Source organism: Stutzerimonas frequens, assembly GCF_024448335.1.
GTDB lineage: Bacteria > Pseudomonadota > Gammaproteobacteria > Pseudomonadales > Pseudomonadaceae > Stutzerimonas > Stutzerimonas frequens.
On sequence record NZ_JAMOHM010000002.1, the window covers coordinates 37,440 to 62,959 of the forward strand.

Consider the following 25,520-nt stretch of genomic DNA (forward strand, 5'->3'; position numbering starts at 1 on the left):
ACATGCGACGCGCCGGCGAGGCAGCCGGCCTGGGCGTGACGAGCCAGCAGATGCGCTCGAAGGTTCGCTGACAGCCGTTAGAGCTGTGGAGCGGCGCCTGTGTTCAGCGGCAGCGGATTATCGGCGAAACGTCGAACCGGCGGCAAACCGACGGCTATGCTGCTGACATGAACCCGATCAGTCTTGCCGAGCTGTCCAGCCTGCTTCGCCATCCACAGGTGCGCGATCTCGCCTGGACGCTGCTGTCACCAGCATTGCTGAGCGAAGCGCCGCTGCGCCAGCGCCATCCTCTAACTGCGAGCCGCTGGCATCGCGAACCCGAGCTGCTGGCCGCCTGGCTGCTGAGCCAGGATGCCGAACCATCGATGCTCGAGGCCTGGCTGTCGCAGCGCAGCAATCGCCGCCTGGGTCTGTACTACGAGCGTCTCTGGCAGTACGCGCTTTGCCAGGCACCCGATATCCAGCTGCTTGCGGCCAACCTGCCGATCCGCCAGAACGGCAGCACCCTCGGCGAGCTGGACCTGCTGTTCTGCGATGATCAGGGCGTGCACCATCTGGAGCTGGCGATAAAGCTCTATCTGGGCTTCGGCCCCGGCGACGGCAGCCAGCACGCCCACTGGCTCGGTCCGGGCAATCATGACCGCCTGGATCTCAAGCTCGCCCATCTGTGCCAGCACCAGCTGCCCCTGTGCAACCAGCCGGCGACACAGGCCGTGCTCGCCGAACTCACCGGGCGCGAGGTACAGAGCAGCTTCTGGCTCAGCGGTTACCTGTTCCAGCCCTGGCCACAGGGTTGCGCCCTGCCTCATGGAGCCAATCCTCGACATCTCCGCGGTCGCTGGCTGCGTCAGTCCGACTGGCCTGGCTATCAGGCTGCGATGCCCGACACCGTCTGGCAACCGCTGCCCCGCGCGGCCTGGCTGGCCGCAGCACGCATCGCGCACAGCGAGCTGTGGAGCGGCAGCCGCCTTGCCGAATGGCTGGCGGGCCATCCGGCCCGAACGCGGGCGCAGCTGATGGTGCGTCTCGAACCTGACGCATCCGGCGACTGGCTGGAGCAGGAACGGCTGTTCCTCGTGGCGGACGACTGGCCACACAATGGCGAAGCGACACGCGCGTCATCGGCCTGACACAATCGCCGGCTAGAATTTTCGCCCGACTCAACCCTTGCAGATCAGCCCATCCCCACATGTCCTTCGACGTCCAACGCCCCGCCGCCGAGCCCCTGAAAACCTGGACCATCTTCCTGATCTTCCTGCGTCTGGGGCTGACCTCCTTTGGCGGCCCGGTGGCGCATCTGGGCTACTTTCGCGACGAATTCGTCGCGCGCCGCCGCTGGTTGGACGAGCGCGGCTATGCCGATCTGGTTGCGCTCTGCCAGTTCCTGCCCGGCCCTGCCAGCAGCCAGGTCGGCCTGGCGATCGGCCTGCTGCGCGGCGGTTATCGTGGCTCGCTGGCGGCCTGGGCCGGCTTCACGCTGCCCTCGGCCGTCGCGCTGACGCTGTTCGCTCTGGGCATCGCCCGCTGGGGCGACGCCCTGCCCGGCGGGTTCATTCAGGGCCTAAAGGTCGTGGCGGTGGCGGTCGTCGCCCAGGCCGTGTGGGGCATGGCACGCTCGCTGTGCAGCGACGGGCCGCGTGTTGCGATCATGCTCGGCGCAGCAAGCGCCGTGTTGCTGCTGCCTTTCGTCTGGAGCCAGGTGGCAATCATCATCGTCGCGGGGCTGATCGGATTGCTGGCGTTCCGCCCGACGCCAGGCGAGGCAACCCCCAATTTGCCCGTGCGCATCAAGACGCGCACCGCGCTATCTGCCCTGTTTGCGTTCTTTGCGCTGCTGGTGCTGCTGCCCGTGCTGGCCGGCGTCAGCGGCAGCCAGGCGCTGGCGCAGATCGATGCGTTCTATCGCACCGGTGCGCTGGTGTTCGGTGGCGGCCACGTGGTGCTGCCGCTGCTGCAGGCCGAAGTGGTGCCGTCCGGCTGGGTCGACAACGACGCCTTCCTCGCCGGTTATGGCGCGGCTCAGGCCGTACCCGGTCCGCTGTTCACCTTCGCGGCGTTTCTCGGCGCGTCGATGAACAGCGGCCCAAGCGGCTGGCTCGGCGCAACCATCTGCCTGCTCGCGGTGTTCGCGCCCTCCTTCCTGCTGGTGTTCGGCGCCTTGCCGTTCTGGGAGCGCCTGCGCGGCAATCGCCGCAGCCAGGCGGCGCTGGCGGGTGTCAATGCCGCCGTGGTCGGGTTGCTGCTGGCGGCGCTGTACGACCCGGTCTGGACCAGCGCGATCAAGGCCGCGGAACACTTCATCCTGGCCGTGCTGGCCTTCGCCGCACTGAGCTACTGGAAGCTGCCGCCGTGGCTGGTGGTAATCGCCGGTGCGCTCGGCGGCGGCCTACTCGGCCTGACGGGCTGAAACTGCTCAGCTTTCCAGCGCCAGCAGCACCGCACTGGTCACCAGAAATACGCTGAACAGCAGGCGCAGCAGATGCTCCGGCAGCGCATGGGCGAGGCGCACGCCCAGACTGATGCTGAGCAGCCCGCCAACGGCTAGCGGCAAGCCCAGCAGCCAGTTGACCTGGTGATGCAGCGCGTAGGTCACCAGGGTAACGCCGGTGCTCGGCGCAGCCAGCGCCAGTGACAGCCCCTGGGCGACCACCTGCGAGGTGCCGAATACGCTGGTCAGGATCGGCGTGGCGATTACCGCACCGCCCACGCCGAACAACCCGCCCGCCGCCCCCGCCCCTGCGCCGAGGACGCTGAGCCATGGCCAGGAATGACGCAGCTGACCGTTACCGGGCGCTGGCCGCAGAAACACACGCAGCAGGTTGTAGGCCGCCAGGGCCAAGAGAAAGCCAACGAACGCCAGGCGCATGCGGCCGGCGTCCAGCGAGACCGCTACGCCCGCGCCGAGCATGGCGAAGACAAAACTGGCTCCGGCCAGCGCTGCGGCGTGGCGCCAGTCGATGCGGTTGCGCTGATGGTAGCGCCAGATGGCGAGCAGCACGTTGGGCACCACCATCACCAGCGCCGTACCCTGGGCCAGTTGCTGGTCCAATCCGAAGAGCACGCCCAACACCGGAATCGCGATCAGCCCGCCGCCAATGCCGAACAGTCCGCCAAGCGTGCCCAACGCCAGTCCCAGCAGAATGTTCAGCCCGATGTCCAGCAGCATATGCGCGTTCCATTGTCAGAGAGAACGCGAATGCTACGCCGCTACGGCTGGCGTCGATACGCACAGCCGCGCACAATGGCTTTGCACTTTACGCACAAGCAGAGTCGCCAATGCTGCCAGACGCCCTTTCCGCTCAACTCGAACTCTTCCTCGACGTGCTGGAATGCGGCAGCTTCTCCGCTGCTGCGCGCCGGCATGGCCTCACGCCCTCTGCCGTGGCACGGCGTATCGATGCACTGGAGCAGGCCCTCGGCGGTCAGCTGTTCAGCCGCAGCACCCATGCCGTGCGGGCGATGCCTGCGGCACTGGCCTTTGCCGAGCGCGCCCGGCGCATCGTGCAGGAACTGCATCTGGCGCGTGCCGAAGCGACGTCGTTGGACAGCGCACCGGAAGGTCGGATCCGCATCGACGCCCCTGCGCCATTCGGGCGTCGGCACCTGGCGCCGGCGCTGGCTGAGTTCCTGCAGGCCTATCCAGGTGTAGATATCCAGCTGCGGCTGATCGACAGCTTCGTCGATCTGCAAGGTGAACATCTGGGGGAAGTGGATCTGGTTTTGCGCATCGGTCCGCTGGCCGACACGCGGCTGGTCGCCACGCCGCTGGCACCGATGGTGCGGATCGTCTGCGCCAGCCCGGCCTACCTGGAACGTCGTGGCCTGCCATTGCAGCCGGAGGAGCTTCCCGAGCATGACGGGCTCGACTGGGACGCGCTGGCTCCGCCGCATGCCTGGCGCTTCGAGCGCGACGGCAAGCCGCGCCTGCTGCGTCCCGGACGCCTGCGGATGGTGGCGAACAATGCCGAGGCGCTACTGGCCGGAGCGCTGGCCGGGCTCGGCATCGCTCACCTGCCGACCTGGCTGATCAGCGATCAGTTGCTGCGCGGCGAGCTGCTTCCGCTGTTCTGCGAAAGCGGACTGCCGCAACCGGAAGCCAGCGGCATCTATGCCCTACGCCTGACACGCGAGGCCGACTCGCGGACCCGACTGCTGCTGAAGTTTCTCAAATCCCGCTTCGGCCCGGTCCCGCCATGGGACCAGGCGCTCAATAGCGATTTGAAAAGGGAGTGACGATCAGAGGCTCTGGCTTTCGATTTCCTGGGTGACGCCCCAGCCATCAAGCACCCCACCGAGGGGTTCGACCAGATCCTCCAGATCCTGCTCGAAGTCGCCGATGCCGTCGAACGTCGCGTACATCACCTTGCTGACCTGCAGATTCCAGCTTCCGTCCTCGCGCGGAAAGACCTGGGTGTTGATGGTTTCACCGCGGAAGTTCTCGGCGGCGATCTGGGCACGGTCCCTCTCGGGGAATACCGCGTAGAACTCGATGGGATGCACACGGGCGAAATCGAAACCGCCCTCTTTCATCCGGCGCAGAACGGTGCTGCTGACATCCTCATGGAAGGTGGTGCTCATGATTCAACCTCCTCTCATACCTGGATGAAGTTGCCACGAGCTCAGCGGGAGATCGGCTCCGTCGTCGAGACATCGGGCAAACGGGAGTCGCAACAGCTAGTCAAAGAGACGCGTGGACGATGTCCACAGTGACAAGCTAGCAGGCCAGGGACCTGACTGCACGGGCTCGATGACGCGACGCCACCGCGCGCCAGGGTCGCGGGCTCCATCAGTAGAACCCGCGAGTCCTGTGGCAGTTCAACCGGACCGCGGAACACAAAACGGCCCGCACCGTTGCCGGGCGGGCCGCTCGAGGGGCGATGCGCCGTGCGCGATCAGTCGTTGCTGGGCTTGGCGATCGCGTGTAGCACGTACTGCGGCAGCGCGAAGGCGGCGATGTGCAGATGCGGGTTGTAATAACGGGTCACGATGCCGCTGCCGCTGTAGCGCTGCATCAGGGTTTCCAGCGGCAGCTTGCGGCTCTCGGCACTGCTGGCACCCCAGGCGAAGGTCATCGCACCGCCAATGTAGGTCGGCACCGCGGCCTGATAGAAATGCCAGTCGGCGAACAGACCCTGCATGCGCTTGGCGGTGGTCTGCACCTCACCCAGCTGCAGGAACGGCGTGCCGTTCTGCGCGACCAGGATACCGCCCTCGTTCAGGCAGCGCCGGCAGGCCTGGTAGAAGCTCTCGGAGAATAGCGCCTCACCCGGCCCGACGGGATCGGCGGCATCGCAAATGATGACGTCGAACCTCTCCTCGGTTTCCGCCAGGAAGTGCATGCCGTCATCGATCACCAGCTTCAGCCGCGGATCATCGAAGGTCCCGGCCGAATGGTTCGGCAGGAATTCCCTGCATATCTCCACCACTGCGCCGTCTACCTCGACCAGGGTGATGCTCTCGATGTCGCGATGGCGCGCCACTTCGCGCAGGATGCCGCCGTCGCCACCACCGATGATCAGCACCCGGCGCGCCAGGCCGTGGGCCAGGATCGGCACATGGGCGAGCATCTCGTGGTAGACGAATTCGTCGGCCTCGGTGGTCTGGATCACCCCATCAAGAGCCATGACGCGGCCCATGCGCGGGTTCTCGAAGATCACCAGATGCTGGTGCTCGGTGTGCACCTCGTGCAGCAGCTTGTCGATATGGAATCGCTGCCCGTATCCCTCGTAGAGAGTTTCCTGAAAGTCGCTCATGGCTGTCTCCCTTGGCAGGCATCGCGCAACGCCGCGACGTCTGCAAGCTGGCTGGGGACGGGCGATGAATCGCCCACCGAAAAGAGGCGCATTCTACGGTGGCCTAGATGACAGGAGGAACCATGGGGGTTCGAAAGCACACTTAGGGACGACAAAGCGACGCGCAGACGCTAGGGTCTGGAAATGAGCGAAACCATTCACCTGCCCTACCTCGAGCCCTGGGACTGGCAACAATTCCACCGCCACTTCGCCCTGCGTCTTCTGCCAGGTGTGGAGCGCCTGGAGCCACGCGGCTATGCCCGTACGCTGCGCCTCGGTGAGGCCTGCGGCTGGCTCAGCGTCAATGCTGCCGACGACCGCCCCGTGCTCGAACTCACCCTCAGCGACTCGCTGCTGCACGCCACCCAGCCACTGGTAGCCCAGGTGCGCAAGATGTTCGACCTGGACGCCGACCCGCAGGCGATCGCCACGCATTTCGCCAGCGACCCGGCGCTCGGCCCACTGGTCGCAGCTCAACCCGGCCTGCGCCTGCCAGCGGCCTACGATCCATTCGAGCAGGCCGTGCGCGCGATCGTCGGTCAGCAGGTCACCGTCAAGGCGGCCGTGACCATTACGCGCCGTATTGTCGAGCGCCTCGGCGAGCCGTTGCCACAGGCGCCAGCCGGACTGGAGATGCTATTTCCCACCGCGCAGGCGATCGCCGACGACCCGCTGGAGGCCATTGGCATGCCCGCCAAACGCGCCCAGGCGCTGCGCCGGCTGGCCGCCGCAGTGGCCGAGGGCGCGTTGCAGCTGCATGTCGGGGATGGCGCCGACACGCTGGTCCGGCGCCTGTGCGAGCTGCCGGGCATTGGCCCCTGGACCGCCGAATACATCGCGCTGCGCGGCTTCGGCGTGGCAGATGCCTTTCCCAGTGCCGATCTCGGTTTGCTCAAGGCGCCGCTCTGGGGAGCGGATGGGCTGACCGCCAAGGCACTGGCCGCACGCGCCGAAGCCTGGCGCCCATGGCGTGCCTACGCGGCGATCCACATCTGGGACAACTATGCCAAGGGCGGCTGACGGTTAGGCTAAGGCGGCGGGACGCGCGCCAGGATCTGCGGAGGTACGGCCAGCGGCCGAGCCAGGATCAGCCCCTCGCCCGACTGCGGAAAGATGCCGGTCAGCGCAGTGATGTTGACCTGATGGCTGACCAATATCGCCACCTCACCGGCCTCCAGCCCGGCCAAGACTTCGCGCAGCTCAACGGTCTGCCGTCCCTCGCTGGCCGGCGAGGCGAAGAAGGAATCCAGCGCAGGCAGCGGCTCGACCGGGCCGAGCGCCATCTGCTCGGCCGTCTCCAGGGCGCGGCACCAGCGGCTGCTCAAAAGCCGTACCGCGGCCAGGCCTCTATCGCGCAACAGCGCGCCCCAGCGTTGGGCCTGGGCTCGGCCGCGCTCATCGAGATTACGCTGGGTGCTGCAGTCGGAGAGTCTGAAGCCGGGCGGATCGCCCAGCCCTGGCGCATTGGCGTGGCGCAGTATCAACAGCGCACGGCCTTCGCGTAATGCCTGCCAGGCTTCGTCATCGTCCGCCTCTCCCGGGACAGAGACGAGCAGCAGCACAGCGAACAGCAAGCCACTGCCACGCATGCTTCACAGCCGCGCTTTGCCGAACGGCCCGGCCGCCACCGCCCACATGATCAGGCCGACCACCGGCAGCAATACGATCACCAGCGACCAGATGACCTTCCGGCCAGTCTCGATGGGGCTGCGCCAGACATGCGCGATGGCGAGCACATCCAGCACCAGCACCACCAGGGCCAGCGGAGCGCTCAGGCTTTCCATTAGCGCTTACCGATACGGTCCGCGTGCATCGGGGCGATTGCCGCGCGGGCCCATGATTCCCCAGATGATCAGGCCGAGCACCGGCAGGATGATGATCAGCAGAACCCAGAGCACTTTCTTGCCAGTGGTGCTGTCGCTGCGAACGATGCTGATGATTGCCCAGATATCCAGTATCAGGATGAGCAGGCCGAAAATACCGCCGAATGCATCTCCCATGGGTACGCTCCTGTTTGGGTGGGTACCTAATTTAGGATGCCAGCGCGGCGGCAGGGTTCAGTTAGCGTGCCAGAGCGCCTCAGCAGCGCGTCGGATCGACCGGGCAAAGCTGCTGACGGTCATGTCTGCGCCTGCACCGGTGTCGATGCCCATGGTCGACGTATCAGTCATCCAGTCGAGGGAACTGGTCGGCGATGCGTTCGCCAGTGAACTCGGCAACCCAGCCGTCCGGATTACCGAACAGGCGAATGGCGACGAAGTGCGGCTCTTCGCCCATGTCGAACCAGTGGCGCGTGCCGCCGGGTACGGTGATCAGGTCGTTCTTCTCGCACAGCACGGAGTAGACCATGTCGTCGATATGCAGACTGAACAGTGCGCGCCCGGCGACGAAGAAGCGCACCTCGTCCTCGGCATGGCGATGCTCATCGAGGAACTTCGCGCGCAGTTCTTCCTTCTGCGGGTGGTCGCGGGTCACGCTGATGACATCGACGGCGAGGTAGCCGCGTTCGGACATCAGCCGGTCGATCTGGGGCCGGTAGGCGGCGATCACCTCTTCCTGGCTGGCGCCAGCAGCAACCGGCGCGCCGGCTTCCCAGCGCTCCAGCTGTACGCCAACCTGGGCCAGCGTCGGGGCGATGTCTTCGAGGTGGGTCAGCACCTTGAGCGGCTGGTCGGGGCGGGACTCGTGATAGACGCTGAGGACACTCATGTTCGGCTCTCCGAAAGGGTCGTCTGACCGGTTACCCGGACAGCTGGAATTCATCTGTTGTGCAGAGCGCGCATTTTCAGTTGGCAGTCGAAAAATTCGAATGCGACAGTCATGCCCGGTCCTCCTGCAAACGCGAAGCAATGATAACGGCTGCGGCCAGCGCCGCCAGACTGGCGATGGCGAACGACCAGCCCGGCCCGAGGCCGGACCAGGCGTAGCCCGCGTAGAGCGCACCCAGCGCTCCACCGATGCCGGACAGGCTGGCATACAGCGCCTGGCCCTGGCCCTGCTGGCGATGACCGAAACTGCGCTGGACGAAGTGAATGGCGGCGGCGTGGAAACTGCCGAAGGTCGCCGCGTGCATCAGCTGCGCGATCAGCAGCACGGCCAGGTGCTCGGCGAACTGCCCGAGCAACACCCAGCGCAAGGCAGCGATCAGGAAGCTGGCCAGCAGCACCTGACGCAGCGTGAAGCGCTCGAGCAGGCGCGCCATGACCAGGAACAGCAGGATTTCCGCGACCACGCCCAGCGCCCACATCAGCCCGATAAAGCTGCGGCTGTAGCCCAGTGCTTCCAAGTGGATGCTGAAAAAGGTGTAGTACGGCCCATGGGCCAGCTGCATCAACGCCACGCAGCCGTAGAAGGCCAGTACCCCGGGTCGGCGCAGTTGAGCGAGAAACCCGCCCTGCCCGTCCGATTCGGCGCGCTGGCGCGGCTGCGCGTTCGGGACCCAGACACTGCTCAGCACGATGCCCAGCATCACCGCGGCGACCGCGGTCGGATACAGGTCCAGACTCAACCGCTGGAACAACAGCCCAAGCCCCACCACCGCCAGGATGAAGCCGATGCTGCCCCACAACCGTACCTGGCTGTAGCGCTCGGGCTGCTCGTGCAGATGCGCCAGGGTGATGACCTCGAACTGCGGCAGCACGGCATGCCAGAAGAACGCATGCAGGGCCATCACCAGCGCCAGCCAGGCGAAGCTCTTGTCGAAGAAGATCAGGCCGAAGGACAGCAGCGTGCACAGGGCGCCGAGGCGGACGATCTCCAGCCGGCGGCCGCTGACGTCGCCCAGCCAGCCCCAGAGGTTCGGCGCCAGACAGCGCATCAGCATCGGAATGGCGATCAGCTCGCCGATGCGCTCCGGCGAGAAACCCAGATGATCGAAGTACAGGCCGAGAAACGGCGCCGTGGAGCCGAGCAAGGCGAAGTAGAAAAAATAGAAGCCGGACAGGCGCCAGTACGGCAGCGGAGCGTTCATACGCGGCAGGCTTCAGGCCACAAGCGGAGGCGTCGAAGCCAACCGCGTGCGGCTCGCAGCGTGTCGATTGCTGGTCAAAGCTGGCCCAGCACCGGCGTCGTCACCTGCACATCGGCGTTCTGTCCACGGTGGCGCAGCAGGTGATCGAGCAGCACGATGGCCATCATGGCCTCGGCGATCGGCGTGGCACGGATGCCGACGCAGGGGTCGTGGCGACCCTTGGTGATCACGTCCACCGCCTCGCCGTTCACGTCGATGGAGCGACCGGGCGTGGTGATGCTGGACGTCGGCTTGAGCGCCAGATGGGCGACGATCGGCTGACCCGAGGAAATGCCACCGAGGATGCCGCCGGCATTGTTGGACAAAAAGCCCTGCGGGGTCAGCTCGTCGCGATGCTCGGTGCCACGCTGGGCGACCGAGGCGAAACCGGCGCCGATCTCCACGCCCTTGACCGCGTTGATGCTCATCAGCGCGTGGGCCAGCTCGGCGTCCAGGCGGTCGAAGATCGGCTCGCCGAGGCCCGGCGGCACGCCCTCGGCGACCACGGTGATCTTCGCGCCCACCGAATCCTGGTCACGGCGCAGCTGGTCCATGTACGCCTCCAGCTCCGGCACCTTGTCCGGGTCGGGGCTGAAGAAGGCGTTCTGCTCGACGCTGTCCCAGGTCTTGAACGGGATTTCGATCGGCCCGAGCTGGCTCATGTAGCCACGCACCTGGATGCCCAGGGTCGCCAGGTACTTCTTGGCGATGGCGCCGGCAGCCACGCGCATGGCCGTCTCGCGCGCGGAACTGCGGCCACCGCCACGGTAGTCGCGCAGGCCGTACTTGTGGTGATAGGTGTAATCGGCATGGGCCGGGCGGAACAGGTCCTTGATCGCCGAGTAGTCCTTGGATTTCTGGTCGGTATTGCGGATCAGCAGGCCGATCGGACAACCGGTGGTTCTGCCTTCGAACACGCCGGAAAGGATTTCCACCTCGTCGGCTTCCTGGCGCTGCGTGGTGTGCCGGCTGGTGCCGGGCTTGCGACGGTCGAGATCGCGCTGCAGATCGTCCAGCGACAGCTCCAGCCCGGGTGGGCAGCCATCGACGATGGCCACCAGCGCAGGCCCGTGGCTTTCGCCGGCAGTGGTGACGGTGAACAGCTTGCCGTAGGTATTGCCGGACATGCAGGACGCTCCGCGATCGACCGAAAAAACAGGGGCCGGAAGTATACCTGAGGGCGCCGCGGTTTCACTGCCTGTCTTCGGCGCGCATACTGGCGCAGCGGCGAACCTCGCACCGATCCTCGCGTCAAACCCGCTCCGTAACCGGCGAAGCCTTCCATGCGTGCCCTGCTGATCCTACTGCTGCTGACCATGCCCCCCTCATTCGTACATGCGCAGACCCTGCTCACGCAGACGCTGAACCTCGACACCGGCCATGGCCTGCTGCAGGGCACATTGCTGCTGCCGAAAAGCGAGCGGCCGCTGCCGGTCGCCCTGCTCATCGCCGGCTCCGGGCCGACCGACCGCAACGGCAACAACCCGGCCGGCCACAACGACAGCCTCAAGCGGTTGGCCCAGGGCCTGGCCAGGCACGGCGTGGCCAGCCTGCGCTACGACAAGCGCGGCGTCGGCGCGAGCCTGGCCGCCGCACCGGACGAGCGCGACCTCAGCGTCGAAGCCTACGTCAGCGATGCGTTGGCCTGGAGCGAACGGCTCAAAGGTGACCCGCGCTTCGGCGAGCTGATCCTCGTCGGCCACAGCGAAGGTGCGCTGATCGCCAGCCTTGCGGCGCCTCGCTCAGGTGCCGCGGCGCTGATCAGCATCGCCGGCAGCGGCCGGCCGATCGACGCGGTGCTGCGCGAGCAGCTGCAGGGACGCCTGCCACCGGCATTGCTCGCCACCAGCCATTATCTGATCGACGAACTGAAGGCCGGTCGCACCCACGCGGACATTCCAGAGCCTCTGCAGGTGCTGTTCCGCCCCAGCGTGCAGCCATATCTGATTTCTCTCTTCGCCTATGATCCGGCCGAGGCCTTCGCGGCGGTGAATGTTCCGGCGCTGATCGTTCAGGGCCGGCACGATATCCAGGTGGGCATCGATGACGCCGAGGCCTTGCACCGTGCCAAGCCCGACGCCGAACTCGCGCTGATCGACGGCATGAATCATGTGCTGCGCATCGTGCCGGCCAGCGCTGCGCAGCTCGCGTCTTACGACGATCCCGATCTGCCGTTGGCCCGGGGCCTGCTCGAACGCATTCAGCGCTTCCTGAACGATAATGGCATGCTGCCAGCCTCCAGTTAGGCGCCGCGCCGCCGATAGCCCCGTGACGATGGCCGAGACCAGTTCTGAACGAGCCGCCGCGCAGGCCCAGGAACGCGCAGATGACCGACACCGAAATCACCCAGAGCACAGAGAAAGAGCCACCGGCGCCGCCGAAGCATCCGTGGGCCGAACTTCGCCCCGATCGTTTCCGCCTGCTGCGCCTGGCGCCGCTGCCCACCGAACGCGACGGCGGCGCACGCCCGCTGCGCTTCGTCGAGCTGGCGCAGCTGGAACGCCACACACCCGAGCAGAGCCTGCTGCGGATGTTCATCAACATTCCGGGGCAGGTGCGCTCGCGCAAAACCAACGTGCTGGAGGTATGGGCCGATCACCGCAGCAAGGAGCTGCGCTTCGGGCCGGACAGCGGATTGCAACTGGAACCGGTGAATCGTGGCCTCGGCCGTTTTCTGCTGGCCCAGGGCGCGGCCTGGGCGCAGAAGCGCTGGGGTCACTACCTGGTCGAGGGCGGCTCGCTGCCCAGGGATGTGACGAGCGATGATCAGCGGCTGCGCCGGGACCACTGCCTGCGCACCCAGGGCTTCGATGTCGACTATCCCAAGGATCAGGCGGGCAAGGCGAGCTACGGCGCGCCGCGGGTCAGCAGCCTGCGAGCGGACTGGAACGGCGAGAAGGTCCAGGTCGTCGAGCTGCAGGAGGCAGCGGCCATGCTGGAGCAGGCCGACCGCAACCTGCAGGCGCAGGAAAACCAGATCCGCGATCTGCAGGAGCGAATCGCCCGCTTCCGCCGTGAGGACGGTGCGCTGCGATTCACTATCGTTTGCCTGGTTGCGCTGGCGCTGTTCCAGGCCGGCCTGCTGATCTGGATGGCGACCCGCTAACCAGTTACCACCAGTGCTCGACTTGCACGCCGAAGTTCGAACCGTGGCGGGCATTGCCGAATGCGCCGGTGTCCGACAGCGCCGAGCCTTCGGCCATCAGGTTGGCCGCACGCTGCGCCGCTTCGTTCCAGCTGGCGTAGGTGTAATACAGGCGGAACTCCGGACGTGCCCAGAAGCCCGGGCCAGACGGTGACCAGGTCGGCGCAATGGTGAACTTGCTCAGCTTGCGCGTGCCGTCGGTGGCGTCGATCTGGTCATGGCCAACCTCGGCAACGAGCTTGAACTGCTCGCTGAAGGCATAGACCGGACGTGCGCCCACCGACCACCAGTCCTGGTCACCACCGTCATCGCGCTTGTCCTTCTGGTAGACCACCTGGAACTGGCCGCCGAACCGCGGCGTCACCTGCCAGTCGAAGTACTCAACCACCCGCCAGCTCTTGGCGCTGTCGTCCAGGGTCACGTCGCCGGTGTAGCCGAGGCCGGTACCCGGACCCTCGCCGTACTGCAGCGCCAGGGTGTTCTTGCCACCGAGGAAGTCGGCCTGCACGTGCTGCACCGTCACCGCCCAACCGCTGTTGGCGTCGTCGCGACTGGGCTTGTCGAGGTAGCTCAGGCCGAACTCCAGCTCGCCGCCGGGGTTGCTGTCGAAGCCGCCGACGTTGAAATCGTGGCGAGAGACGTACTCCTTCTGGAACACGCTGTCCTTACGCGAGAAGGCATAGCTGTACTTCAGTCCGCCGATTTCCATGTCCTCGACACCGGCACCGGTGGCGCTCTGGTTCCAGTAGTAGAAGTCGGAGATGTGGATGTCGTTACGCTTGTAGAAACGACGGCCCGCCCATAGCGAGCCGTTGTACAGCGCCGGTACTTTGCTCCACTCGGCGTAGGCCTGGACCATCCGTGCCCAGCCGTGGTCGCCGGTGAACTCCGGGGTGTGGTTGTACTGGTTGTAGAGCGCTGCCATGCCTTCCAGGCTCAGCACCGAGCCGTCGGCGAAGGTGTAGAGGTCCTGGCGCAGATCGAGCTCGGCGTATTGCTCGCACTCATTACCCAGGCGGTACTTGCTCGGCGCACCGGGCAACTGGAAGCAGGACTGCGAATCGCTGTTGACCGATTCGCCGACCCCGCTGCGCATGTAACCGGTGAACTCCAGGGCATGGGCGCCGAGAGGCAGGCTCAGACCCGCAATGGCGCTGGCAACGCCCAGGGCTGTCAGTGTTTTTTTCATCATCCACTCCGCTTTTGTTGTTATTGATCGCTGGATCGAGCCAGTCGGCTCTGTTCATTCCTGTAACCGTCCACTTTCATCGACCGCCTGCTGGCAAGGCAGGCGGAAGTTCACTGCGCTGTGCCCGCTCCGTTGGAAACCAGCCGGGTGACCTTGCTCTCGCGCACCGGCTCCGGCTGCACAACGCCAAGCCGCTCGCCGGTCTGGGCATCGAAGAGCAGCGCCTTGCGCGGATCGAACTGCAGATTGAGCGTCTCCCCCACTCGCGGAGCCTGGTCCGGCATCAACCGGCAACAGGCCTTGACCTGATTCAGCGTGAACACCACCAGGGTGTCTGGCCCGGTGGGTTCGACCACTTCGATGTCGACCGCCAGCGAAAAATCAGCTGTTCCGACTCCGGCGAGGCCGATCTGTTCAGGGCGAATGCCGAGGATGAGTTCGCGATCACGCAGACCGTCGTCGGTGGTGATCGGCAGCGGCAGCTCGCAACTGCCCTGCTCGCTGTTGAGCACGCCCACCCAGCGCCCGTCACGCTGGCGAATGCGCAGCGGCACGAAGTTCATCGGCGGCGAGCCGATGAAGCTGGCGACGAACAGGTTGGCCGGGTCATTGTAGATTTCGTGCGGCGTACCAAACTGCTGGATCACGCCGTCCTTCATCACCGCGACCTTGTCGCCGAGGGTCATTGCCTCGATCTGATCATGGGTGACATACACCGTGGTGGTCTTCAGGCGCTGGTGCATCAGCTTGATCTCGGTGCGCATCTCCACCCGCAGCTTGGCGTCGAGGTTCGACAGCGGCTCGTCGAACAGATAGATCTTCGGCCGCCGTGCCAGCGCCCGGCCCATGGCCACGCGCTGCTGCTGGCCACCGGAGAGCTGCGACGGCTTGCGCTCGAGCAGCGGCTCGATCTGCAGCAGCTTGGCGACCCGCGCCACCTCCTCCTCGATCTTCGCCGCCGGCACCTTGCGCATCTTCAGGCCGAAGGCGATGTTATCGCGCACGCTCATGGTCGGATAGAGCGCGTAGGACTGGAACACCATGGCGATGTCGCGATCCTTCGGGCTGGCCTGGCTGATGTCCTCGCCATCGACGAGGATCTCGCCGCCGGTGATGTTCTCCAGCCCGGCGATGCAGTTCATCAGGGTGGATTTGCCGCAGCCGGAGGGGCCGACGAGGATCAGGAATTCACCGGCATCGATCTTCAGCGCGATGTCCTTCAGCGTTGCGATCTGGCTGTTGCCATAACTCTTATGAACGTTGCGCAGTTCCAGGGAAGCCATCGTTATTCTCCTCAACCCTTGACGGCGCCGGCAGTCAGCCCGCGCAGGAAATACTTGCCGGCGATCACGTAGACCACCAGCGTGGGCAGGCCGGCGATCATCGCGGCGGCCATGTCGACGTTGTATTGCTTGGCGCCGGTGCTGGTGTTCACCAGGTTGTTCAGTGCCACGGTGACCGGCTGGGTATCGCCGCTGGCGAACACCACGCCGAAGAGGAAGTCGTTCCAGATCTGGGTGAACTGCCAGATCAGGCAGACCATGATGATCGGTACCGACATCGGCAGCAGGATGCGCCCGAAGATAGTGAAGAAACCGGCACCGTCCAGCCGCGCCGCGCGCACCAGCGCATCCGGCACGCTGACGTAGAAGTTGCGGAAGAACAGCGTGGTGAAGGCCAGCCCGTAGACCACGTGGACCAGCACCAGACCGGTGGTGGTATTGGCCAGGCCGAGCTTGCCGAGGGTGAAGGACGCCGGCAGCAGGATGACCTGGAACGGCAGGAAGCAGCCAAACAGCAGCAGACCGAAGAACAGCTGCGAGCCGCGGAAGCGCCACATCGACAGCACGTAGCCATTGATAGCGCCCAGCGCGGTGGAGATCAGCACCGCCGGGATGACGATCTTCACCGAATTCCAGAAGTAGCCACCGACGGCATCCCAGGCGGTCAGCCAGCCCATGCCGGTGAACGCCTCCGGCCAGCTCAGCAGATTGCCGGTGCGGATGTCTTCCGGCGTCTTGAAGCTGGTCAGCAGCATCACGATCAGCGGCACCAGATAGACGGCACAGGCCAGCAGCAGCGTGGCGTGGATGGTCAGGCGCCCGAGGGTCAGGCGCGGTTGCGCGAAGTCAGACATGGCGCTTGTTCCTCAGCTCGGAATACAGGTACGGCACGATGATTGCTATCACCGCGCCGAGCATCAGCATGGCGCTCGCCGCCCCCAGCCCCATCTGCCCACGGGTGAAGGTGTGCGTGTACATGAACATCGCTGGCAGGTCGCTGGAATAGCCGGGGCCGCCAGCGGTCATCGCCGCCACCAGGTCGAAGCTCTTGATCGCAATGTGGGCAAGAATCATCAGCGCACTGAAGAACACCGGGCGCAGGCTCGGTAACACGATGCGCAGGTAGATGGTCGGCAGGCTCGCGCCGTCCACCTGGGCGGCGCGGATGATCGACTGATCGACGCTGCGCAGACCCGCGAGGAACAGCGCCATGACAAAGCCCGAGGCCTGCCACACGGCGGCGATCACCAGGCAATAGATGACCCGATCCGGGTCCACCAGCCAGTCGAAGCGAAAGCCCTCCCAGCCCCAATCGCGCAGCAGCTTGTCCAGCCCCAGGCCAGGGTTGAGCAGCCACTGCCAGGCGGTGCCGGTGACGATCATCGACAGCGCCATGGGGTACAGGTAGATGGTGCGGATCAGCCCTTCGCGGCGGATGCGCTGGTCCAGCAGCACGGCAAGTACGACGCCAATGAACAGGCTGATGGCGATGAACAGGCCGCCGAATACCAGCAGGTTCTGGCTCGCGACCCACCAGCGATCGTTGTCCCACAGGCGCTCGTACTGTTGCAGACCGGCCCATTTGTAGCTGGGCATGAAGCGTGAGTTGGTGAACGAGAGCAGGAAGGTCCAGCCGATGTAGGCGTAGAAGCCGACCAGCACGATCAGCATGCTCGGCGCCAGCACCAGCTTCGGCAGCCAGCGCTGCAGGGCGTCGAGCGGCGAGACCTTGGCGGGCCTGGCTTGAAGCGCGATGGAGCTCATGGGTGTGATCCCTCATGGAAATCCGGGATGTCGTCGCCCGCGGCACATGCCGAAGCAGGTACCGGGACGCACGTTTCGGAAGCTGGGCGGACGTGGTCCGCCCGTGGCGTTACTGCACGGCCTGGATTGCCGCCGCCAGTTGCTTGGCCGCCTTTTGCGGGTCGGCCTTGGGGTCGTTGAAGAAGTTGGTCACGACATCGAACACCGCGCCCTGCACGTAGCTCGAAGCGGCCATGCCGTGGGTCAGGCTGGGTTGCAGGCCGCTGCCCTGGGCCGCCGCCTTGAAATCCTTCATCGACTGCTGGGCGCAGGCGTCGAACTCGCTCATGTCCTGGTCCTGACGAACCGGGATGGAGCCCTTGTTCTGGTTGAAGAAGGTCTGGAACTCCGGCTGCAGCACGGCGCGCGCCAGGTCTTCCTGGGCCTTGCGGTTGTCATCGTCGCTCAGCTTGAACATCGCCAGGGAGTCGATGTTGTAGGTGAAGCTGCCCTGGGTGCCGGGAAACGGCAGGCACTGGTAGTCCTTGCCGGCGACCTTGTTGGCGGCGGTGAACTCGCTCTTGGCCCAGTCGCCCATGATCTGCATGCCGGCCTTGCCGTCGATGACCATGCCGGTGGCGCGGTTCCACTCGCGACCGGCGGCATCGGCGTCTATGTAGTCACGCAGTTTCTTCAGCGCCGTGAACGCCTGGACCATCTTGTCGCCGGTCAGGGTGTCCTCGTCCAGCTCGACGAATGCCTTGTGGTAATCCTCCGGTCCGAGAATGCTGAGCACGAAGCCCTCGAACACGGTGCCGTCCTGCCACGGCTGGCCGCCGTGGGCGACCGGCACGAAACCGGCGGCCTTGAGCTTCTCGGCAGCGGCGAAGAACTCGTCGAGGGTCTTCGGTGGCGTGGCGCCGGCCTTCTCGAACACCTCGGGGTTGATCCACAGCCAGTTGACCCGGTGCACGTTGACCGGCACGGCCACGTAGGAGCCGTCGTACTGCATGATCTTGCTGACCTGCTTGGGCAGCAGCTCGTCCCAGCGCTCGGCCTTGGCGGTGTCGTCGAGGTTGGCGAGCAGACCGAGTTCACCCCACTCCTGGATGTCGGGGCCCTTGATCTGCGCGGCAGATGGCGGATTGCCGGAAACGGCGCGGGTTTTCAGTACGGTCATGGCGGCCTCGCCACCGCCACCGGCGACGGCGAAATCCTTCCAGGTATGGCCTTTCTGCTCGACCATCTTTTGCAGGGTGTCGGCGGCGCGCTTCTCGCCGCCGGAGGTCCACCAGTGCAGAACTTCGACCTCACCGGCGTGGGCGAGCAATGGCAGGGCAAGGGAAACGGAAAGAGCGAGACGATGGATCGCATTCATGGAGGAGTACCTTCTTGTTTTTATCCGGCAAGTCGTGGGTCGCTTGCGATGGACCGAGTCTATGCCCGGAAAAATGGACACTGGGTAACGAAGGGATGGCCGATGGTCACCAACCGGTTACAAAGGCACGCCACAGGTAACAGGCACGCCTGGCGGGCTTCAGCGCGGTAGTGTGAGGGTCACCCTCAGCCCTCCCTGCTGCAGGTTGCGCATGCTCAGCTCGCCGCCGTGGGCGTGAGCGATGTTGCGCGCGATACCCAGCCCCAGGCCGTAGCCCTGCTGCTGACCAGAGAGCCGTACATGGGGTTCGAAAACGTGCTCCAGGCGCTGCTCCGGCACGCCCGGCCCCTCGTCGTCGACGTGCAGCACCAGCGCCTCCTTGCCATCCTCGACGTGCAGGTGGGCGCGTTCGCCATACTTCAGGGCGTTGTCCAGCAGGTTGCCGATGCAGCGTTTGAGCGCCAGCGGCTTGCCGGGGTAGGTCGCCAGCGCGCGTCCATCCAGGGTCACGCGGGTCTGGTCGCAGGCCTGGTAGGGCTCGACGATGTGTTCGAGCAGCAGATTGAGGTCCACGGCCTCGATGTTCTCGTGGATATCGGTATCCTTCACACACTGCAGGGCGCCCTTGACCAGCAGTTCCAGCTCGTCGAGATCGCGGTTGAACTTGACTTGCTGGGCCTCGTCCTCCAGCAGTTCGACCCGCAGCCGCAGCCGCGTGATGGGCGTGCGCAGGTCATGGGAAATCGCGCTGAACAACTGGCCGCGCTCGGTCAGATAGCGGCTGATGCGCTCGCGCATGTTGTTGAAGGCGCGGCTGACCTCGACGATCTCGCTGGCACCGATCTCGGCCAGCGGACGCACTTCGCCTCCCACCGACAGCTCTCGCGCCGCCTTGGCCAGGCGCTTCAATGGCCGGCTCTGCCAGCGCACCAGCAGGCCGATGAACAGCAGCAGGAAGGCACTGGTCAGCACGATGAACCACAGCTGCTGCACCGGCAGCCCCTCGTCTTCCAGGCTGACGTAGGGTGCCGGCATCAGCGAGGCGAGATAGAGCCATTCCTGCGGCGCGATCTGGATCTGCGTGACCAGCACCGGTGGCGCCAGGGGTTCGAAACCCAGCGCGTAGTGGGCCCAGGAGCGCGGCAGTTCCTCGAGCTTGATGCCACTGTTGAAGATGCGCAGATCGTCGGGGCTGACGAACTCGATGGTCAGGTCCACCGCGCCGCCCAGGCGCTGGCGCAGCACCTGCTCCACCTCGTGCAGCACCGCACGCTTGCGTGGCGTCTCCGGCAGGATCTTCATCTCCAGCGGCTTGTCGTTGAGCGAGACGAAGAAGCGCGTGCCGCCCATGCTGCGCAGCTGGTCCAGCACCAGTGGTCGGTAGCCCAGCGGCAGCGAACGGAAGTAGCTGACGCTTGCCCCCATCGACTGCGCCAGGCTACGGGCGCTGGCCAGCAGCCCCTCCATCTGGCTGGCGCGCAGCTGCGATAGCCAGATCAGGCTCGACAGCCCTTGCGCCAGCAGCACCGCGAGCAGGGTCAGCAACAGCATGCGTCCGAGCAGCGAGCGCGGCACCAGCCGCAGGCGCCGCCGCTCAGTGCGCAGATTCATGGTGCGGCGTCACCTGGGTAGCCAACAAGTAACCGCTGCCACGTACCGTGCGGATCAGCCGCGGCGACTTGCCGGTGTCACGCAGGCGCTGGCGCAGACGGCTCACCGCCATGTCGACGATGCGCTCCAGCGGCATCACCTCGCGCCCGCGGGTGGCGTTGGCGATGGTGTCGCGGTCGAGGATCTGCTGCGGATGATCGAGAAACAGCTTGAGCAGGGCGAAATCGGCACCGGACAGAAAGACTTCCTCGCCATCGGCGTGAAACAGGCGGTGGCTGATCATGTCCAGCCGCCATTCATCGAAGGCCAGCACGTCGCTGCCGCGCTCCTGGGCGAAGCTGACCCGCCGCAGCAAGGCCTTGATCCGCGCCAGCAGCTCGCGTGGGCTGAACGGCTTGCCGAGGTAATCGTCGGCGCCCAGCTCAAGACCGACCACCCGGTCGGCCTCGTCGGAACTGGCGGTGAGCATGATGATCGGCATCGAGGCCAGCCGCTCGTGCTGGCGAATCCAGCGGCAGAGGCTGAAGCCGTCCTCGTCGGGCAGCATCACGTCGAGTATCACCAGATCGGCCGGTTCGGCGCACAGCGCGCTGCGAAACTGCGCGCCGTCCGGCACGCCGCGGACCTGAAAGCCCGAGCGGCTGAGATAGGTCTGCAGCAGTTCGCGGATTTCCTGATCGTCGTCGACCAGAAGGATGTTCTTACCTGCTTGGCTCACGTCACGTCCCTTTTCTTGTTGTTATCCGATCGCCCGTCGCCTTTCCCTGCCAGCCGCCTAGACGCCCTCCAGCAGCGATTGCAACGCCACGCCGGCGCCTTCCAGGCCCGGATAAGGCGCGGTCACCAGCCATACCGGCAGGCGATCGAAATAGCCACTCATTTGGCCCTTCTCGCACAGGGCATCGCAAAAGCCGCTGTGCATGAAGAACTCGGCGAAGCGCGGTACCACGCCGCCGACGATATATACCCCGCCGCGTGCACCGAGCGTCAGCACGTTGTCGCCGACGATGCGCCCAAGCCAGCGGCAGAACTGCTCCAGCACGGCCACGGCGTACGGCTCGCCAGCCAGCGCAGCCTTGGTGATCTCAGCCGGGGAGTCGTGTTCGGCCGCTCGGCCATCCAGCGCGCAACAGGCACGATAGAGCGTCAGCAAACCCGGCCCGCTGAGCACGGCTTCGGCATTCACGTGGCCCTGTGCGCGGTGCAGTTGCGTCCAGATCGCCGCCTCGCGCTCGCTGCCGATCGGCAGACAGATATGCCCGCCCTCGCCCGGCAACGCGCGCCAGCCGCCGACCAGCGGCAGCAGCCCGGCGACCCCCAACCCGGTGCCGGGGCCTATGACCAGACGCGGCCGGCCGGGTTCAGGCTCGCCCTCGCGGACCGTGACGCGCTCGTCATCGCGCAGCCGGGTCATACCGAGAGCCATGGCGGTGAAGTCGTTGATCAGCAGCAGATCCTTCAGGCCCAGTTCGCGGCAGAACGCCTGTCGACTCAGCTGCCAGTGGTTGTTGGTGAAGCGGAAGTGATCGCCGCTCACCGGCCCGGCACAGGCCAGGCATACTGCTTCCAGCGCATCCAGCGGCTGGCCCACTTCGTCGAGGTAGGCGCGGATTGCCAGCTCCGGACGCGCATGGTCTGCCGTGGGCAGCACGCGAATCTGCTCGATCCGCTGATCGCGCCACAGCGCGAAGCGTGCATTGGTACCACCGATGTCGCCAACCAGCGCGGTCTTCACTTGAGCGCCTCCAGACTCTCGGTGAACGCGCTGGCGCCCTGCTCTGCCGTGCTGAAGGACGCGCGCATGAAGGCGAACAGCTCGCGACCGCAACCGATACCCATGTCTTCCGGGCGGATGGCCGCCTGCCGCATCGCCCACTCGTCCGGATCGACCAGCGCGCACAGCTCGCCGGTCTCGCCATCGACGCGGATGATGTCGCCATCGCGCACTCGCGCCAGCGGGCCACCATCCAGCGCCTCGGGGCAGACATGGATCGCCGCCGGCACCTTGCCGGAGGCGCCGGACATGCGCCCGTCGGTGACCAGCGCCACCTTGTAACCGCGGTCCTGCAGCACGCCGAGGAACGGCGTGAGTTTGTGCAACTCCGGCATGCCATTGGCCTTCGGCCCCTGGAAACGCACCACGGCGATGAAATCGCGCTCCAGCTCGCCGGCCTTGAAAGCGGCTGCCAGCTCGCTCTGGTCGATGAACACCCGCGCCGGCGCCTCGACCACACGATGTTCCGGCGCCACGGCCGAGATTTTGGTCACGCCGCGCCCCAGGTTGCCTTCCAGCACACGCAGGCCGCCCTCCGGGGAGAAGGGCCGCTCTGCCGGACGCAGGATGGTTTCGTCCAGGCTCTGAGCGGGCCCATCGCGCCAGACCAGCTTGTCACCGTCGAGGAACGGCTCCTGGATATAGCGGCGCAGGCCCTTGCCGACCACCGTGTGCACATCCTCATGCAGCAAGCCGGCGTCGAGCAGCGTGCGCACCATGAAGGGCACGCCGCCGCAGGCATGGAAATGGTTCACATCGGCCTGACCGTTGGGGTAGACCTTGGCCAGGGTCGGCACCACCTCGGAAAGGTCGGCCATGTCCTGCCAGGTCAGCTGGATGCCGGCGGCGCGGGCGAATGCCGGAATATGCAGGGTGTGGTTGGTCGAACCGCCGGTGGCGTTGAGCGCGACCACCGAATTGACGATGGACTTCTCGTCGACCACCTGGCACAGCGGCGTGTAATTACCGGCCTGATGGGTCAGGCGGGTGACCTGCTGCGCGGCTTCGCGGGTCAGCGCATCGCGCAGCGGCGTGTAGGGATTTACGAACGAGGAGCCCGGCAGGTGCAGACCCATGATCTCCATCACCACCTGATTGGTGTTGGCGGTGCCGTAGAAGGTGCAGGTGCCCGGGCTGTGGTAGGACTTCATTTCCGATTCCAGCAACTCCTCGCGGCTCGCCTTGCCTTCGGCGTAGCGCTGGCGCACCGCGGCCTTTTCCTTGTTGGGGATGCCCGAGGGCATCGGCCCGCCCGGTACGAAGATGGTCGGCAGATGACCGAAGCGCAGCGCGCCGATCATCAGGCCTGGGACGATCTTGTCGCAGATGCCGAGCATCAGCGCGGCGTCGAACATGTTGTGCGACAGCGCGACCGCCGTGCTCATGGCGATCACTTCGCGACTGGCCAGGCTCATCTCCATGCCCGCCTCGCCTTGGGTCACGCCGTCGCACATTGCCGGCACGCCGCCGGCGAACTGGCCGACCGAACCAATCTCGCGCAGCGCCTGGCGGATCATCTCCGGAAAATGCTCGTAGGGCTGATGCGCCGAAAGCATGTCGTTGTACGCGGAAACGATTGCGACGTTCGCCGCGTTCATCAGGCGCAGGCTCTGCTTGTCCTGAGTGGAATTGCAGCCGGCGACGCCATGGGCGAAGTTGGCGCATTGCAGCCCGCCTCGCTGAGGGCCCTCGCTGGCAGCGGCGGCCATCATCGCGAGGTAACGCTCACGCGTCTTGCGGCTGCGCTCGACCAGGCGCTCGGTGACTTCCAGAACTCGCGGGTGCATGCGTCTCTCCTGCTGCGGAATTTTGTTCTTCGACAACCATAAACCATCCGGAGTCGGTTGGCGTTCGGACAGGACGCAAGGCCAATGGTTGCGCGCGCAGCCTAGCAACATGAGCGTTTCGCCGGCAGCGAGCGCTCGACGGGCTCGAGACGGCCGTTATCCGGGTGTCACACGGAACCGCGGCTATGGCGCCGGTGGTTCCTCGTCCGGGTCGATGTCCGCCGCTTGCGCTTCGAGCAAGTCGTCGAAGTCGGTCTTGAGCCCCTGCTCCATGCCATCGAGTTCCGCCAGCAGGCTGCGGAAACTGGTCTGCTCGCGCACAGGCGCCTGCGGCTCGTCCAGGGCCTCGTCGGCGCGGGCCTGCAGCGCGACTGGCACCGCGGCATCCTCGTCGTCCAGCACCGGACGCAGCTCCGGTTCCATCTCGCGCAATACGGCGAGTGGCGGAAGTTCATCTAGGTTCTTCAGGTTGAAGTGGTCGAGAAACTGGCGGGTGGTGGCGAACATTGCCGGCCGACCCGGCACGTCACGATGACCGACCACGCGAATCCACTCGCGCTCCTGCAACGTCTTGACGATCTGGCTGTTGACCGCAACGCCGCGAATGTCCTCGATCTCGCCGCGGGTGATGGGCTGGCGGTAGGCGATCAGCGCCAGGGTTTCCAGCAATGCACGGGAGTAGCGCTGCGGCCGCTCTTCCCAAAGCCGGCCGACCCATGACGAGAAACGCTGGCGCACCTGCAGACGATAACCACTGGCCACCTCCTTGAGTTCGAAGGCGTGCCCCTTGCAGGACTTGTCCAGGACTTCGAGGGCCTTCTTCAGCTGCGCCGACGAGGGTCGTTCATGCTCCTCGAACAGCTCGCCGAGGCGCTCCAGGGAGAGCGGCTTGCCGGACGCGAGCAGAAAGGCTTCGAGCAGCGAAGCGAGATCCTTGGGATCGGACAGGTCCACGGTTGACTCCTGCAAATATCTATTCGGTTCGACTGCGCACATGGATAGGCGCGAAGGGCTCGTTCTGCACCAGCTCGACCAGCGATTCCTTGATCAGCTCGAGTACGGCCATGAAGGTCACCACCACGCCAAGGCGCCCTTCCTCCACATGGAACAGCGCAACGAACGGGACGAAACCACCACCCTTCAGCCGCTCGAGCACCTCGCTCATGCGCTCGCGCGTCGACAGCGCCTCACGGGTCACCTGGTGGCTCTCGAACATGTCGGCACGGCGCAGCACCTCGGCCATGGATACCAGCAGTTCCTCCAGGCTGACATCCGGCAGCAGCTTGCGCGCCCTGGCATCCGGGGCGTCGAGGCGTGGCACCTGCAGGTCGCGACCGACCCGCGGCAGCTCGTCCAGATCCTCGGCGGCGGCCTTGAAGCGCTCGTACTCCTGCAGCCGGCGGATCAGCTCGGCGCGCGGGTCGTCTTCCTCTTCGGCGGCTTCGGCCGAGCGCGGCAACAGCATGCGCGACTTGATCTCGGCGAGCATGGCGGCCATCACCAGGTACTCGGCGGCCAGTTCCAGACGCACCGACTTCATCAGCTCGACGTAGCCCATGTACTGGCGGGTGATTTCCGCCACCGGGATATCGAGGATGTCGATGTTCTGCTTGCGGATCAGATAGAGCAACAGGTCAAGTGGGCCTTCGAACGCTTCGAGAAAGACTTCCAGCGCATCCGGCGGTATGTACAGGTCCAGCGGCAGCTCGGTCACCGCCTCGCCATAGACCAGCGCCAGGCGCAGCTGCTCGCCGGGCTGAGTCGATTCGGGGCTCTGGAGTTCGGTCTGCATGGTCTTCCTCGAAGCTG

At 65.7% G+C, this 25,520-nt stretch carries 26 protein-coding genes; 6 read left to right on the forward strand and 20 right to left on the reverse strand.

Annotated features, from left to right (window positions below; all coding sequences use genetic code 11):
* Window positions 1-167: 167 nt before the first annotated feature.
* On the forward strand, window positions 168-1,130 hold the full coding sequence (locus NAO55_RS02900) for a DUF1853 family protein (protein WP_102840320.1): 963 nt from the start codon (window positions 168-170) through the stop codon (window positions 1,128-1,130).
* Window positions 1,131-1,189: 59 nt separating this feature from the next.
* Window positions 1,190-2,407: a chromate efflux transporter gene (gene chrA / locus NAO55_RS02905; RefSeq protein ID WP_102840319.1), complete on the forward strand. Its 1,218-nt coding sequence runs from the start codon at window positions 1,190-1,192 to the stop codon at window positions 2,405-2,407.
* Window positions 2,408-2,413: 6 nt separating this feature from the next.
* Here chrA and NAO55_RS02910 read toward each other — a convergent pair whose 3' ends face one another.
* Window positions 2,414-3,166, reverse strand: a complete 753-nt coding sequence (locus NAO55_RS02910) for a sulfite exporter TauE/SafE family protein (RefSeq protein ID WP_102840318.1) — start codon at window positions 3,164-3,166, stop codon at window positions 2,414-2,416.
* Window positions 3,167-3,276: 110 nt separating this feature from the next.
* Between NAO55_RS02910 and NAO55_RS02915 the strand changes: the two genes are divergently transcribed.
* Window positions 3,277-4,233 carry a LysR family transcriptional regulator gene (locus NAO55_RS02915; RefSeq protein ID WP_102840317.1) on the forward strand — a complete coding sequence of 319 codons (957 nt, stop codon included), beginning with the start codon at window positions 3,277-3,279 and terminating at the stop codon, window positions 4,231-4,233.
* Between the two features lie 3 nt (window positions 4,234-4,236).
* On the opposite strand, the gene NAO55_RS02920 is transcribed toward NAO55_RS02915, so the two are convergent.
* Together NAO55_RS02920 and speE are read right to left on the reverse strand one after the other, a co-directional pair.
* The gene (locus NAO55_RS02920; protein ID WP_063540435.1) at window positions 4,237-4,578 is read right to left on the reverse strand and encodes a ribonuclease E inhibitor RraB; all 342 of its coding nucleotides are present in this window, start codon (window positions 4,576-4,578) and stop codon (window positions 4,237-4,239) included.
* A gap of 314 nt (window positions 4,579-4,892) precedes the next feature.
* Window positions 4,893-5,753, reverse strand: a complete 861-nt coding sequence (speE, locus tag NAO55_RS02925; protein WP_102840316.1) for a polyamine aminopropyltransferase — start codon at window positions 5,751-5,753, stop codon at window positions 4,893-4,895.
* A gap of 183 nt (window positions 5,754-5,936) precedes the next feature.
* Between speE and NAO55_RS02930 the strand changes: the two genes are divergently transcribed.
* Window positions 5,937-6,812 carry a DNA-3-methyladenine glycosylase family protein gene (locus NAO55_RS02930; RefSeq protein ID WP_102840315.1) on the forward strand — a complete coding sequence of 292 codons (876 nt, stop codon included), beginning with the start codon at window positions 5,937-5,939 and terminating at the stop codon, window positions 6,810-6,812.
* An 8-nt stretch (window positions 6,813-6,820) separates the two neighbouring features.
* On the opposite strand, the gene NAO55_RS02935 is transcribed toward NAO55_RS02930, so the two are convergent.
* From NAO55_RS02935 to aroC, 6 genes are all read right to left on the reverse strand, one after another.
* Entirely contained in the window at window positions 6,821-7,381 is a 561-nt protein-coding gene (locus NAO55_RS02935; RefSeq protein ID WP_102840314.1) for a histidine phosphatase family protein, read from the reverse strand.
* 3 nt (window positions 7,382-7,384) lie between these two features.
* Window positions 7,385-7,576, reverse strand: coding sequence for a PLDc N-terminal domain-containing protein (locus tag NAO55_RS02940; RefSeq protein ID WP_102840313.1), 192 nt, complete (start codon window positions 7,574-7,576; stop codon window positions 7,385-7,387).
* Between the two features lie 6 nt (window positions 7,577-7,582).
* The gene (locus tag NAO55_RS02945; protein WP_063540440.1) at window positions 7,583-7,792 is read right to left on the reverse strand and encodes a PLD nuclease N-terminal domain-containing protein; all 210 of its coding nucleotides are present in this window, start codon (window positions 7,790-7,792) and stop codon (window positions 7,583-7,585) included.
* 163 nt (window positions 7,793-7,955) lie between these two features.
* The gene (locus tag NAO55_RS02950) at window positions 7,956-8,501 is read right to left on the reverse strand and encodes a 1,2-dihydroxy-3-keto-5-methylthiopentene dioxygenase (RefSeq protein WP_102840312.1); all 546 of its coding nucleotides are present in this window, start codon (window positions 8,499-8,501) and stop codon (window positions 7,956-7,958) included.
* A 109-nt stretch (window positions 8,502-8,610) separates the two neighbouring features.
* On the reverse strand, window positions 8,611-9,762 hold the full coding sequence (locus tag NAO55_RS02955; RefSeq protein ID WP_102840311.1) for an MFS transporter: 1,152 nt from the start codon (window positions 9,760-9,762) through the stop codon (window positions 8,611-8,613).
* Between the two features lie 74 nt (window positions 9,763-9,836).
* Window positions 9,837-10,928: a chorismate synthase gene (gene aroC / locus NAO55_RS02960; protein ID WP_102840310.1), complete on the reverse strand. Its 1,092-nt coding sequence runs from the start codon at window positions 10,926-10,928 to the stop codon at window positions 9,837-9,839.
* 156 nt (window positions 10,929-11,084) lie between these two features.
* Between aroC and NAO55_RS02965 the strand changes: the two genes are divergently transcribed.
* Complete coding sequence (locus NAO55_RS02965) at window positions 11,085-12,047, forward strand: alpha/beta hydrolase (protein ID WP_102840309.1); 963 nt, start codon at window positions 11,085-11,087, stop codon at window positions 12,045-12,047.
* Window positions 12,048-12,127: 80 nt separating this feature from the next.
* A complete protein-coding gene (locus tag NAO55_RS02970; RefSeq protein WP_102840308.1) occupies window positions 12,128-12,907 on the forward strand; it encodes a hypothetical protein in 780 nt (259 codons plus the stop codon).
* A gap of 4 nt (window positions 12,908-12,911) precedes the next feature.
* Here NAO55_RS02970 and NAO55_RS02975 read toward each other — a convergent pair whose 3' ends face one another.
* The 11 genes from NAO55_RS02975 to NAO55_RS03025 form a co-directional block, all read right to left on the reverse strand.
* A complete protein-coding gene (locus NAO55_RS02975) occupies window positions 12,912-14,135 on the reverse strand; it encodes a maltoporin (RefSeq protein WP_102840307.1) in 1,224 nt (407 codons plus the stop codon).
* Between the two features lie 110 nt (window positions 14,136-14,245).
* Window positions 14,246-15,418, reverse strand: coding sequence for an ABC transporter ATP-binding protein (locus NAO55_RS02980; protein ID WP_102840306.1), 1,173 nt, complete (start codon window positions 15,416-15,418; stop codon window positions 14,246-14,248).
* Window positions 15,419-15,429: 11 nt separating this feature from the next.
* Complete coding sequence (locus NAO55_RS02985; protein ID WP_102840305.1) at window positions 15,430-16,272, reverse strand: carbohydrate ABC transporter permease; 843 nt, start codon at window positions 16,270-16,272, stop codon at window positions 15,430-15,432.
* Window positions 16,265-17,182 (reverse strand): carbohydrate ABC transporter permease, encoded by a 918-nt coding sequence (locus tag NAO55_RS02990; RefSeq protein WP_102840304.1) that lies wholly within the window; start codon window positions 17,180-17,182, stop codon window positions 16,265-16,267. The genes NAO55_RS02985 and NAO55_RS02990 overlap by 8 nt, the downstream gene beginning before the upstream one ends.
* Before the next feature lie 109 nt (window positions 17,183-17,291).
* Entirely contained in the window at window positions 17,292-18,539 is a 1,248-nt protein-coding gene (locus NAO55_RS02995) for an ABC transporter substrate-binding protein (RefSeq protein ID WP_102840303.1), read from the reverse strand.
* Between the two features lie 159 nt (window positions 18,540-18,698).
* On the reverse strand, window positions 18,699-20,150 hold the full coding sequence (locus tag NAO55_RS03000) for an ATP-binding protein (protein WP_011913556.1): 1,452 nt from the start codon (window positions 20,148-20,150) through the stop codon (window positions 18,699-18,701).
* Complete coding sequence (locus NAO55_RS03005; protein ID WP_063540451.1) at window positions 20,134-20,868, reverse strand: response regulator; 735 nt, start codon at window positions 20,866-20,868, stop codon at window positions 20,134-20,136. Before NAO55_RS03005 ends, NAO55_RS03000 begins: the two co-directional genes overlap by 17 nt.
* A gap of 57 nt (window positions 20,869-20,925) precedes the next feature.
* Window positions 20,926-21,885 (reverse strand): glucokinase, encoded by a 960-nt coding sequence (locus tag NAO55_RS03010; RefSeq protein WP_102840302.1) that lies wholly within the window; start codon window positions 21,883-21,885, stop codon window positions 20,926-20,928.
* On the reverse strand, window positions 21,882-23,711 hold the full coding sequence (edd, locus tag NAO55_RS03015) for a phosphogluconate dehydratase (RefSeq protein ID WP_102840301.1): 1,830 nt from the start codon (window positions 23,709-23,711) through the stop codon (window positions 21,882-21,884). The genes NAO55_RS03010 and edd overlap by 4 nt, the downstream gene beginning before the upstream one ends.
* Before the next feature lie 183 nt (window positions 23,712-23,894).
* A complete protein-coding gene (gene scpB / locus NAO55_RS03020; RefSeq protein WP_102840300.1) occupies window positions 23,895-24,665 on the reverse strand; it encodes an SMC-Scp complex subunit ScpB in 771 nt (256 codons plus the stop codon).
* A 19-nt stretch (window positions 24,666-24,684) separates the two neighbouring features.
* A complete protein-coding gene (locus tag NAO55_RS03025; protein ID WP_020307887.1) occupies window positions 24,685-25,503 on the reverse strand; it encodes a segregation and condensation protein A in 819 nt (272 codons plus the stop codon).
* Window positions 25,504-25,520 lie beyond the last annotated feature (17 nt).